Annotated in this window: 9 protein-coding genes; 3 read left to right on the forward strand and 6 right to left on the reverse strand. The window is 62.7% G+C overall.

The features are described from left to right. Positions 1 to 160 precede the first annotated feature (160 nt). Together malQ and B5527_RS05510 are read left to right on the forward strand one after the other, a co-directional pair. A complete protein-coding gene (gene malQ, locus B5527_RS05505) occupies positions 161 to 2,113 on the forward strand; it encodes a 4-alpha-glucanotransferase (protein WP_079600390.1) in 1,953 nt (650 codons plus the stop codon). Between the two features lie 29 nt (positions 2,114 to 2,142). Continuing rightward, positions 2,143 to 3,948: a glycoside hydrolase family 15 protein gene (locus tag B5527_RS05510; RefSeq protein WP_079600391.1), complete on the forward strand. Its 1,806-nt coding sequence runs from the start codon at positions 2,143 to 2,145 to the stop codon at positions 3,946 to 3,948. A 15-nt stretch (positions 3,949 to 3,963) separates the two neighbouring features. Here B5527_RS05510 and B5527_RS05515 read toward each other — a convergent pair whose 3' ends face one another. From B5527_RS05515 to B5527_RS05540, 6 genes are read right to left on the reverse strand one after another with little or no spacing between them, the layout of a single operon-like run. After that, complete coding sequence (locus B5527_RS05515; protein WP_079600392.1) at positions 3,964 to 4,776, reverse strand: Cof-type HAD-IIB family hydrolase; 813 nt, start codon at positions 4,774 to 4,776, stop codon at positions 3,964 to 3,966. Continuing rightward, on the reverse strand, positions 4,773 to 5,291 hold the full coding sequence (locus tag B5527_RS05520) for a gluconokinase (protein WP_079607092.1): 519 nt from the start codon (positions 5,289 to 5,291) through the stop codon (positions 4,773 to 4,775). The genes B5527_RS05515 and B5527_RS05520 overlap by 4 nt, the downstream gene beginning before the upstream one ends. A gap of 34 nt (positions 5,292 to 5,325) precedes the next feature. Next, the gene (gene pgl, locus B5527_RS05525; RefSeq protein ID WP_079600393.1) at positions 5,326 to 6,069 is read right to left on the reverse strand and encodes a 6-phosphogluconolactonase; all 744 of its coding nucleotides are present in this window, start codon (positions 6,067 to 6,069) and stop codon (positions 5,326 to 5,328) included. A gap of 4 nt (positions 6,070 to 6,073) precedes the next feature. Then, positions 6,074 to 7,585: a glucose-6-phosphate dehydrogenase gene (gene zwf / locus B5527_RS05530; RefSeq protein WP_079600394.1), complete on the reverse strand. Its 1,512-nt coding sequence runs from the start codon at positions 7,583 to 7,585 to the stop codon at positions 6,074 to 6,076. Next, positions 7,582 to 8,619: a phosphogluconate dehydrogenase (NAD(+)-dependent, decarboxylating) gene (gene gnd, locus B5527_RS05535; RefSeq protein ID WP_079600395.1), complete on the reverse strand. Its 1,038-nt coding sequence runs from the start codon at positions 8,617 to 8,619 to the stop codon at positions 7,582 to 7,584. Before gnd ends, zwf begins: the two co-directional genes overlap by 4 nt. An 11-nt stretch (positions 8,620 to 8,630) precedes the next feature. Then, positions 8,631 to 11,477, reverse strand: a complete 2,847-nt coding sequence (locus tag B5527_RS05540; protein ID WP_079600396.1) for a bifunctional transaldolase/phosoglucose isomerase — start codon at positions 11,475 to 11,477, stop codon at positions 8,631 to 8,633. Between the two features lie 306 nt (positions 11,478 to 11,783). Here B5527_RS05540 and B5527_RS05545 point away from each other — a divergent pair, with 306 nt between their 5' ends. Further along, positions 11,784 to 12,368 (forward strand): alpha/beta hydrolase family protein, encoded by a 585-nt coding sequence (locus B5527_RS05545; protein ID WP_079600397.1) that lies wholly within the window; start codon positions 11,784 to 11,786, stop codon positions 12,366 to 12,368. Positions 12,369 to 12,455 lie beyond the last annotated feature (87 nt).

Consider the following 12,455-nt stretch of genomic DNA (forward strand, 5'->3'; position numbering starts at 1 on the left):
AGGGGAAAGGAGACGTTCCGAACATATATACAAAGCCGCTGGCCGGGCATTGGTTCCCGGGGAACGCCGGGGACGCCACAGAGTTAAACACGGCTATCCTCTTCCCTTATCTTGAGAATTTCGCGACGGTCCACACCGTTGCCTGCAAACTGTGTGCCGAATGGACCCTTTCACCAAAGCCAAAGACCTAGGAATCCAGACCGAATATATCGACGGTCAGGGTCACCGCCATGTGACGGATGCCAAGGCCTTAAAAGCCATCCTCGATGCCCTGCCGGCCCGGGTGCCGCACCGGTTTCTCGGGGAGGCGGTGGTGATCCGGTCCGGACGGCCCTCGCAGACCGAACTCCGCCAGACTGCCACGTTTCCGCTGCGCTGGAAAATCGTTGCCGGTCTTAGGGTTATCGCGGAGGGCGAGACCCGCGATCGCGTCATCGCCTGGCCGGCGGATTTGCCTGAGGGCGCCCATCTGCTGCATCTGACCGATGCTTCCTCTTTCACCGAGGATGCGCCGCTGATCGTCGCCCCACCCAAGGCCTTCGGCGGCGATTTCGACCGCTGCTGGCTGCTGGCGGTACAACTCTACGGCATCCGGTCGGCGCGCAACTGGGGGATTGGCGATTTTACCGACCTCGAAGCGCTGATCGAATTGGCAGGCCATCTCGGGGCCGATGGTGTCGGCCTCAATCCGCTGCATGCGCTGTTCGACGACCGGCCGGCCGATTGCAGCCCCTATTCGCCGAACAGCCGGCTGTTTCTCAATGCGCTTTATATCGACGTTGAAAAACTTCCGGGATTTCAGCCCAGCGTTTTGGCAGAGGCCAGCAACACGCTCGCCCGGTTGAGAGCGAGCGATATCGTCGATTATGTCGCCGTGGCCGAACTGAAATGGCATGCGCTGCGGGCGGCGTTTGATGCCTTCCGGGCTAATCCCAAAACCGAACATCATGCGGCTTTCTCGAAGTTTCGCGCCGAGCGCGGGGCCCTGCTGTCGCGGTTCGCCTGTTTCGAGGTCCTGCGGCACAAGTTCAACGGGCCGTGGTGGGAATGGCCGGCGGAGTGGCAACAGCCGGACGACGCCCGAAGCGCGGCCCTTCACGCGGGCCCTGATGCTGCGGAGATTGAGTTCGTCAAATTCGTTCAATGGGCGGCTGATCAGCAGTTACGGTCTTGCAGGGACCTCGCGACGCGGCTGGGCCTGAAGGTCGGTCTCTATCTGGATGTCGCGGTGGGCGTGCAATCCGATGGGTTCGATGCCTGGAACGAGCAGGCCGCGATTTCCCGCCATCTCGCCGTCGGCGCGCCGCCGGATGCGCTCAATACCGCCGGCCAGAACTGGGGCCTGGCCGGCTTCAACGCCGCCGGCCTCGAAATCCGGTCCTTCGAGCCGTTTCGGGAGATGCTTCGGGCTTCGATGCGCCACGCCGGCGCGATCCGGCTCGACCATGTGCTCGGTTTGAAACGGCTCTACCTGGTGCCGCACGGTTTTGCCGCCGACAACGGAGTCTATGTGCAAATGCCGTTCGAGGCGCTGCTGGCGGCGACCGCACAGGAAAGCATAGCGCACCGTTGCGTGGTGATCGGCGAGGATCTCGGCACCGTGCCGGAAGGCTTTCGCGAACAGATGGCCGATTGGGGTATCTGGTCGTATCAGGTGATGATGTTCGAGCGCGACGATCACGGCAAGTTTTGCGATATCGACCATTATACGCCCAACGCGCTGGTCACCTTCAATACCCACGATCTCTCGACCTATGCCGGCTGGCGCTCATTCAGCGACCTCGCGCTGAAACGTTCGCTCGGAATCGATCCCGGCGAGAGCGACGAGGCGCGATGGCATGCTTTGACGATGCTAAACGACGTGCTGCGTCATCATGCCATCCACCGCCACGATCTTTTTGCCGTCGTGGGTTTTCTGGCGCGGACCAGGTCCCGTCTGCTGGCGGTATCGCTGGAGGATTTGCTGGGCGTGCTCGACCAGCCTAATATTCCCGGCACCGTGAACGAACATCCGAACTGGCGGCAAAGGCTGCCGCTTGCGATCGACGAGATTGCGTCGGCGATCGACGTTGCCGCGCTCAAGACAGCGACCGGGACGCGAGCCCCGGTTTGACGAATAAACACTTTCAGGGGTGACAGAACGTGCCCTCAGCAATCGAAGACTATGGCTTGATCGGCGATTGCGAGACGGCGGCATTGGTCGGCCGCGATGGATCGATCGACTGGCTGTGCTGGCCGGCGTTCGATTCCGATGCCTGCTTTGCAGCCTTGCTCGGCACCCCCCGGAACGGCCGGTGGCTGATCGCGCCGGCGGAAGAGGTCACGAACAGGTCCCGCCGCTACTGGGACAATACGCTGATTTTGGAGACGCGTTTTGAGACGGCCAACGGCACCGTCGCCCTGATCGATTTCATGCCGCCGCGCGGCCACGCTTCCGACGTCGTGCGGCTGGTGCGCGGGGTCAGCGGCCGGGTCAAGCTGCAGATGGAGCTGGTGTTCCGGTTCGGCTTCGGCGTTGATGTTCCCTGGGTCAAGCGAACCGAGGATGGCGCGCTGCTGGCGATTTGCGGCCAGGACATGACGGTGCTGCGAACGCCCGTCGAGTTGCGCGGCGAGAACCTCACCACGGTGGCCAATTTCGAAGTCGGCGAGGGCGAAACCATTCCCTTCGTGCTCACTTACGGACCTTCGCATCTGCGGGTCCCCAAGCCGATCAACCCGGCCTATGCCTTGCAGGCGACCGAGGACTTCTGGACCGACTGGAGCAGCCATTGTACTTACGAGGGTGAGTACCGCGATCTGGTGATGCGATCGCTGATCACGCTGAAGGCGCTGACCTATGCGCCGACCGGCGGCATTGTCGCGGCGCCGACGACCTCGCTGCCGGAAAAACTCGGGGGGCAGCGAAACTGGGACTACCGCTTTTGCTGGCTGCGCGACGCCACCTTTACGCTGCTGGCGCTGATGAACTCGGGTTATACCGAGGAAGCGTCCTGTTGGCACAACTGGCTATTACGCGCGGTGGCGGGATCGCCGGCCGACATGCAGATCATGTACGGCATTATGGGCCAGCGCCGGCTGCTGGAATGGGAGGCGGGCTGGCTGCAGGGATATGAAGGCGCCCAACCGGTGCGGGTCGGCAACGCCGCGCATGCCCAGCTGCAGCTCGACGTCTATGGCGAACTGATCGATGCGTTTCATCAGTCGCGCGTCGCCGAACTCCGGCTCGACGAAGGCTCCTGGGCGCTCGAATGCACGGTGCTCGACCACCTGGAGGAGGTCTGGAACCATCCCGACCACGGCATCTGGGAGCGGCGCGGCGACGGCAAGCACTACGTCTCGTCAAAGGTCATGACCTGGGTCGGGTTCGATCGCGGCATCAGGAGCGCCGAAACGTTCGGCTTCGACGCGCCGCTTGATCGCTGGCGGACGCTGCGCGAGACCATCCATCGCGATGTCTGCGAAAACGGCTTCGATCCCCGGTTGAACACGTTTGTCGAATCCTATGGTTCGCAATTGCTCGACGCCAGCATCCTTTTGCTGCCTGCGGTGGGCTTCCTGCCGGCCTCGGACCCGCGGGTTCGCGGCACCATCGAGGCGATCGAAAAATACATGATGCGGGATGGATTCGTGCTGCGGCACGATCCCCGCGAGATCTCGGATGAAAAGCAGCCGATCGAAGGCGCATTTCTCGCCTGCAGCCTTTGGCTCGCCGACGCCCATGTGCTGGCCGGCGATATCGCCAAGGCGGAGGCGCTGTTCGACCGCGTGGTCGCCGTCGCGAACGATCTCGGCCTGTTGGCGGAGGAGTTCGATTCCGGGGTAGGGCGCCAGACCGGCAATTTCCCACAGGCACTGACGCATATTGCGCTGATCAACACCGCGCATAATATCAGCGCTGCCAGGAAGCCGGTGGAGCAGCCAGCGATGCAGCGGTCGCAGGCGTAAGCCATTTTACGTCGTCTATCGAAGCTCGTTATCCTTCAAAATCATATCGATCGCGCCGGCAAAACCTTCCTCCTCGTTCGAGGCCGTGACATGGGTCGCGACTTTCTTGACGTCGTCGGTGGCGTTGCCCATCGCGATCGAGAGGCCGCTCTTTCGAAACATCGCCAGATCGTTCTGCATGTCGCCGATGGTGGCGACGGCTTCGGTCGAAATGCCAAGGCGCCTCGCCATCGCTTCGACGAAGGTGCCTTTGTTGTGGCCCGGCGGGGTAACGTCGAGATAATAGGTTTGTGAGCGGACCGCGGTGGCTTCCGCGCCCAGTGCCTGCTTCATCGCGGCTTCGCAGCGTTGCAGCAGCGCCGCATCGGAGCTTGAGCCGACGATTTTGCAGGCGGTCGTCAGATACGGCGTGAAATCCCCGACGATGGTCGGATCGGCCCTGATCGCGCGTTTCTCGTGCGGGACGTATTCGGCGTCGGGATGGCGGGTGAGCCACTTCTCGTTGGTAAACAGCCAGATATCGACGCCGAATTCGTTGAGGACATCGAGACTGCGCCGCGCCGCGGCCTCAGGGATCAGATGCAGTTCGACCGGCTTGAGTTGCGGATCGACGATCGAACTGCCGTTGAAAGGCCCAACCGGGAGCGTGATTGCAAGCGGCTCGATCAGAAAGCTCATGCCGATGGCCGGACGGCTGGAGGTAATGGTAAACCCGATGCCGGCCTCGTGCAGCCGCCGCGCCGCGCGAATGGCGCCGTCGGTCAGGGTCTTGTCCCTGGTCACGAGCGTGCCGTCGACGTCGGAAACAACGAGCGCGATGCGGGTCATGAGTGGTTCCTGTGCGGCGCACCGCCTTGAGCGGGACAAAACCCGAGTTGGCGGACGATGTCATCGACGATGGCGTCGACCGTACCGTCGATCGATACCGTCACGGGATTTTCGCTGGCATCTGGCGGCTCGAGGGTTTTGAACTGGCTGGCCAACAGGCCCGGCGGCATGAAATGCCCTTTGCGCTGGTCGAGGCGGTTTGCGATCAATTGCTGCGTGCCCTTGAGATAGACAAGGCCGACATCGTTCCGCCCATGCATCAGGATGTCGCGATAGGTGCGCTTCAGCGCCGAGCAGGCGATCACGGCACGCTGGCCGGCCTTGCACGCCCTGTCGATCTCCTCGGCAATCGCCTGCAGCCAGGGCCGGCGGTCTTCGTCGGTCAGCGGCTGACCGGCGCTCATCTTGGCGACATTGCTGGCGGGGTGAAACTTGTCGCCATCTTCATAAGTCCAGTTCAGGCGTTCGGCGAGCTTGTCCGCGATGGTACTCTTGCCCGAGCCGGAGACGCCCATCACCACCAGCGCGCACAGCATTTCGCCTGTTTGATCACCCACGAAAGTTCTCCGGCAGCGCCGCCGTATCCACCAGCCAGATCGTCTCGCCTATGGATTGCGCGCGGTTCGCTGGCAGGTTCCCGCCGTCAAGCACGCGCGTCAAGATCGCGCGCTTTTCCGCGCCCGCCACCTCGAACAGCATTTCGCGGCAGGAGTTGAGCGCCGGCAGGGTCAGGGTCACCCGCGGCACAAAAGGTTCGACATGCGCCTTGGGCACGCCAACCACCCAGTGTTCGGTCTCTTCGATCGCCGGATAATCCGGAAATAGCGATGCGGTATGGCCGTCGGGCCCGACGCCCATCAGCACGACATCGAACAATGGCCGGGCGGGATCCAGCGCATTCGCGCCATAGAACGATTGCAACTCGCTCTCATAGCGGCGGGCCGCGGCGTTGGGATCGGAGGTGTCGGTCGGAATCGGGTGGATATTGGCCGGCGGCGCCAGGCGATCCAGGAAGATCCGCCGCGCCGTACCCATGTTATTGAGCGGATCGTCCGGCCCAACAAAGCGCTCGTCGCCGATGAACCAGTGCACGCGGTCCCACGGGATCCGGCTTCGATAGGCGTCGGTGGCGAGTAATTGATAGAGCTGCTTCGGGCTCGATCCGCCGGTCAGGCAGATCGCCACCCGCGCTTTGTTTGCTGCAATCCTTGCCATGACGCGCTCGGCGGCAGCTCGTGCCAGCGCCACGGGATCGGAAACCGCGATCACTTGGCGCTGGTCGCTCCGAGTCATCCCGTTAACCGAGCTTGCGCCAGTTGCGGCCGTCGCGTTTCAGCAATTCCTCGGCGGCGGCCGGACCCTCGCCGCCGGCCTTGTAACGCTCCAGACCCTTGGCGCCGGCTTTCTTCCACGCATCCAGGAACGGCTGCACCGCCTGCCAGCCGGCCTCCACGCTGTCGGCGCGCTGAAACAGGATGTTGTCGCCGATCATGCAGTCGTAGATCAGCGTCTCATAGCCGGTGGCCGGCTCGACCTTGAAGTAATCCTTGTAACGGAACTTCATCTCGACGCCGTCGATCGAAATCACGGGCCCCGGCACTTTGGTGTTGAACTGCAGGGTAATGCCTTCGGTCGGCTCGATGCTGATGACGAGGTAGTTCTGCGACAGCCGGTCCACCGGCGTGTCGCGGAACATTGCGAACGGCGCCTGCTTGAACTTGATCGCCACCTCGGTGCGCTTGACGCCGAGCGCCTTGCCGGTGCGCAGGTAGAAGGGAACGCCGGCCCAGCGCCAGTTGTCGATGACCAGTTTCAGTGCGGCATAGGTTTCGGTCGTGCTGCCGGCTTTGACATCCTCGGTTTCGCGGTAGTCCTCGATCTCGGTGTCGCCGATCTTGCCGGCCTGATACTGGCCGCGCACCGAATTCTGCAGCGCCTCTTCCTCGCTCTGGGTCTGGATCGCCGCCAGCACTTCGGCCTTTTCCGTGCGCACCGAGTGGGCGTCGAATTTGGCCGGCGGCTCCATTGCGACCAGCGACAGCAGCTGGAACAGATGGTTCGGCACCATGTCGCGCAGCGCGCCGGTGGAATCATAGAAGCTGCCGCGGTGACCGACGCCGAGCTTTTCGCCGACCGTGATCTGGATATGATCGATGTGGTTGCGGTTCCAGATCGGCTCGAACATGCCGTTGGCGAAGCGCAGCACCAGGATGTTCTGCACCGTCTCCTTGCCGAGGTAATGATCGATGCGATAGATCTGGTGTTCATCGACGATTTTCAGGATTTCGGCGTTCAAGGCTTTGGCCGAGGCGAGGTCGGTGCCGAACGGCTTTTCGATCACCAGTCGCCGCCACGCGCCGCCTTCTTCCTTGAGCAGCCCGGCGCGGCCGAGTCCGCGGGTGATCGGCGCGAAAGCGTTTGGCGGGGTGGCCAGATAAAACAGCCGGTTGCCCCCGGTGCTTCGCTTGGCCTCCAGCTTCTCAAGCTGCTCCTTCAGTCTATCGAACGAGTTGGGATCGCTGGTGTCGGCCGCAACGGGGGTAAGGCATCCCAGCAGCCGCTTGGCGATCGCATCATCGACCGGACGGGTGGCGAATTTGCGCAGGCCCGTCATCAGGCTTTCGCACAAATCGTCATGCGACATGGCCGTGCGGGCGATGCCGACCACGCAGAATTTGTCCGGCAAAAGGTCGGCCGCCGCAAGATTATAAAGCGCAGGGATCACCAGCCGATGCGTCAAGTCGCCGGTAACGCCGAAAATGACGAATGTGCAGGGATCGGGTTTTTTCTGTTTTGAAACATCTGTCACGGGCGGCCGGCCTTTGGCTTGATGGTTTCGGGCGCACTCTGACGTGCCGGATCCGGATGCTGCTGCGGTTCCTTGTGACCGCCGAAACCGTCGCGCATCGCGGAAAGAATTTTCTCGGCGAAGGTATGTTCCTTGCGCGAGCGAAAACGCGCGAACAAGGCCGCGGTGAGCACTTCAGCCGGCACCGCCTCGTCGATCGCGGCGTTGACGGTCCAGCGGCCCTCCCCGGAATCCTCGACGAACCCCGAATAATTATCCAGCGTGTCATTTTTGGCGAGCGCGGACGCCGTGAGATCGAGCAGCCATGACGGGATCACGCTGCCGCGCCGCCACACTTCGGCGATATCGGCAATGTCGAGATCGAAGCGGTGCTCTGGGGGTAGCGCCTCGATTTTGGCATTCTTCAGGATGTCGAAACCCTCGGCATAGGCCTGCATCAGGCCATATTCGATGCCGTTGTGAACCATCTTGACGAAGTGGCCGGCGCCCACGGGGCCCGCATGGATGTAGCCCTGTTCGATCCTGACGTCGCGTCCCTCGCGCCCGCCGGTGCGCGGGATATCGCCGATACCCGGCGCCAAGGCGGCGAAGATCGGATCGAGCCGGTCGACCTCCGCCTTGTCGCCGCCGATCATCATGCAATAGCCGCGGTCGATTCCCCAGACGCCGCCTGAGGTCCCGACGTCGATGTAATGGATGCCGCGCTCCTTCAGCGCCTTGCCGCGACGCACGTCGTCCTGCCAGAAGGTATTGCCGCCATCGATGATGACGTCGCCGCTTTCCATCAGCTTGGACAGCGCGTCGATCGTGGCTTCCGTGATCTTGCCGGCCGGCAGCATCACCCAGGCGGTTCGCGGCTTCTCGAGCTTCCTGACAAAATCGTCAAGCGCGCCCGCGCCGAGCGCGCCGTCGGCAGCGATGGCTGCGACCGCCTTCGTATCCTTGTCGTAAACGACGGTGGTGTGTCCGTGTTTCATCAGCCGGCGGACTATATTGCCGCCCATCCGACCGAGGCCGATCATGCCGAGCTGCATTTTCTATATCCTCAGTTCAACGCATGGTGGATTGCGCTGTCGAGCATCTTCAAACCTGCTTCGAGATCGCCCTTGAGATGTACGCGCAGGGCGCGGCGGCCGCGCTCGGTCAGGACGTCGAAATCGCCGCGGGCCTGCGCCGCCTTGATGACGCCGAAGCTGGCCTTCTGACCTGGCACCGCCAAATCCCTGGCATCGTCCGCGGTGATCTGCAGGAACACGCCGCTGTCGGGCCCGCCCTTATAGGCCTGTCCGGTGGAGTGCAGGAAGCGCGGGCCGAATTCGGCGCAGGTTGCGACATGACGGTTGTCACGCACCTCCAGCCGCATATGCTGCAGCGCCTCGATATGCGCGGGATCGCGTTCGATATAGGCGAGCAGCGCTACATAATCGTCGGCCCCGGAACGGGCGAGATGGGCTTTCAGCCAGGAGCCGAGATCGCCATCGGCGCCGGCCTTGCGCAAGGCGGCGGCATTCCTGTCGTCGGTGTAGAGATCGGCCTCCGCGGTGGATATCACAGGCTTTTCCGGTGGCAGCTTGCCGGATTTCTCGAACGCCGCGGTCAATTCCCGGGTCTTGATCTTGGCAGCCTCGACGTCGGGCTGGTTGAACGGATTGATGCCAAGAATTGCGCCTGCGACCGCGGTCGCCATCTCGAAGCGAAAGAATTCCTGGCCGAGATGGTCGATGGATTTCATGACAATGCGGACCGCGGGATGCCCGGCCTTTTCCAGCGCGGCCAGTTTGTCGTCGTGCGCGGCGTCGGTTTCGCCTTCGATACGGATGTCGATGAAGAAACGGTCGTTGCCGTAGACCGCGGGCTCTCCGAGTGGCTCGCCGTCGATCGGAACCAGGCCCTTGCCGTCCTTCCCGGTGGATTCCGCGATCAGCTGCTCGGCCCAGGCGCCAAAATCCGCGACCTTCTTCGACGACAGGATGGTGACCTTGTCACGGCCTTCGAGACCAGCAAGCCCCATGGCGAGGCCGAGCTGCACGCCCGGATTTTCGTGCGGCGGCACGTCGGGTCCGCACGAGCGCACCATCGTCAACGTGTGCTGGAGCAGGGTGCGAAGGTCGATGCCGGCGGTCGCGGCCGGAACCAGTCCGAACGGCGACAGCACGGAGTAACGCCCGCCGATGCTGGGATCACCATGGAAGATGCGGGCAAAACCTTGTTTGGTGGCGACCTTTTCCAGCGACGAGCCGGGATCGGTCACCGCAATGAACCGGTGGCCGGCCTTGTCGGCGCCGATCGCCTCGGAAACGCGGGCGAAGAAATAATCCTTCATCACGTTGGGTTCGGTGGTGCCACCGGATTTGCTGGAGACGATGAACAGCGTGTTGGCGATGTTGATCGAGGCCTGCATGCTGCGGACCTGCGCCGGATCGGTAGAATCCAGCACGTGCAGCTTCGGGAAGCCGGGCTTTTTCGGAAACGTCTGCGCCAGCACTTCCGGCCCAAGGCTCGATCCGCCCATGCCGAGCACCACGGCGTCGCTGAAGTTCTGTCCTTTCACGCGTTGCGCAAAGTCCTCGTAGTCGGCGATGGCGGCGGCGGCCGGGCTGTTCAGCCAGCCCAGCCACTTGTCCTCATCGGTCCCTGTCCAGACCGATTTGTCGTGCTGCCAGAGCCGGCGTACCCTGGCTGCCGCGCGCCATTCCTCGCTGGCTTGCTCGACCGCCTTGCCGATGCCACTTCCGAGCGCCAGCTGCTGGTGGTCGATGCCGGCGCCGAGCACGGTGGCGCGCTTGTGCGCGACCGCGCCGTAAAGCTTGTCGGCGGCGTCGGCAAATTGCTTGACGCCGTCCTTGACCAGATCGGCGGTGATCGCATCGAGCGAGACGCCGGATTTCTCGAGTTCGGCGAGCACGCGTTTGGCATCCTCGATGTTTTCCTCGAGGCTGTCGCGCGGCTTGCCGTGATCGCGGAAGGCGTCGAGCGTCGCCGGCGGCACGGTATTGACGGTGTTGGGACCGATCAGCTCCTCGACATAGAGCACGTCGCTATAGTCCTTATTCTTGGTGCCGGTCGAGGCCCACAGCAGGCGCTGCGGTTTTGCGCCCTTGGCCGCAAGCTTGTCCCAGCGTGCGCCGGAGAACAGCCGCTTGTATTCCTGATAGGCAAGCTTGGCGTTGGCGATGGCGACCTTGCCCTTCAGCGCGGCCAGCCGCTCCTTCTCGGTGGGATCGTTCGCCCTTGCGATCTTTTCATCGAGCTGCTTGTCGACCGCGCTGTCGATCCGGCTGACGAAGAAGCTGGCGACGCTGGCGACGTGGGAGGGATCGCCGCCGCCTTTGACGTATTTTTCGAGCCCGGCGAGATAGGCCTCGGCGACCTTCACGTAGACCTTTTGGGAGAACAGCAGCGTGATGTTGATGCTGACGCCTTCGCCGATCAGATGCTGGATCGCGGGCAGGCCTTCTGCCGTCGCCGGCACCTTGACCATCAGATTGCGGCGGTCGACCTCCTTCCACAGCCGCTCGGCCTCGGCGATGGTGGCCTTGGTGTCCAGCGCCAGATAGGGCGACACCTCCAGGCTGACGAAACCATCGTGTCCCCTAAGCCGGTCATAGACCGGGCGCAGCACATCCGCCGCATGCTGGATGTCCTCGACGGCGAGCGCCTCGAACAGGTCGGCGACCGGTCGGTCGCCCGACTTCAACGCCTTGCCGATCGGGCCGTCATATTCGTCCGAACTGCCGATCGCCTTCTCGAAGATCGACGGATTCGACGTGACGCCCTTGACGCCGTCGGTATCGATCAGTTTTTGCAGGTCGCCTTTGGCGACGAAGCCGCGGGCCAGGAAATCCAGCCAGACGGCTTGGCCGTGATTTTCGAGTGCTTTGACGGGATTCATGATGCCTGCTTCTGTTCGAAGGGATCCATTTTCGGGTTCCCCGCACCTTCCGGCGGGAAGCCAAATCTTGTCAACATATCCGTGAGCGGACGCCGACAGGGGAATATGCGTATCCCCCCGACATAACGCCATTCACGGCATATCGATCCCCAGGGAAATCGGCTAATCGGGGTGATCTCGGCGTCATTTGTGACGGCGGAAAGATGGCACGCCGATATTTTTTTGAGTTATCTGGATACCCTATGGTGGGGATCGGCATTTGCCGGGGCGATCCTGCTGAGCTGCCCACTTAGGCAAGCGAGATCAATGAGCTATTCGAAATCCTTTCGGTGTTTTGGGGCGGCCGTCCTGCTGGCGTTCATTTTGGCAGCGTCGGCCGAGGAAATCCGTTTGGATGCGCTGAAAATCCCGGTGGTCATTTCGGGATCAAGCGGACCGGCATCGGTTGCGCTGGAAGCTATCGTGGTACGGGCGGACGACGGGCTGCCCCATCCGCTGGCCGTGCTCAACCACGGGTCACCGCGAACTGCGGGCAACCGCCCAACGATGAGCCCCTATCGCATGTGGGCACAGGCGGTTGCGTTTGCGCGGCGCGGCTGGGTCGCTGTAGCTTTTATGCGCCGTGGCTATGGCCGGTCCGAAGGAGGGTGGGCCGAAAATTATGGTTCCTGCTCCAACCCCGATTACGCAACCGCTGGGCGCGCCGGGGCCAGCGATATCGCGGCCGTTGCCCAATTCATGACCACGCAACCTTATGTCAGCAAAGGCAAATGGATCAGTGTCGGGGTCTCGGGCGCCGGACCATCGCTGAAGCGCGCAAGGATGCGCTGGGTTTTTGCTTACCCGGCGCGCTTGTCAGGTGCGCGATCGTCAACGTCAACGACAAGCTGACCGAATGAGTGCCGTTAAATGCACGCGCCGCCGGTGCGGTACAGGGCAAGTCATGGCGATGGTTGTGACAACGCTGGCGATAGTCTC

Origin of the sequence: Bradyrhizobium erythrophlei (genome assembly GCF_900129425.1) — a bacterium.
Classification (GTDB): domain Bacteria; phylum Pseudomonadota; class Alphaproteobacteria; order Rhizobiales; family Xanthobacteraceae; genus Bradyrhizobium; species Bradyrhizobium erythrophlei_C.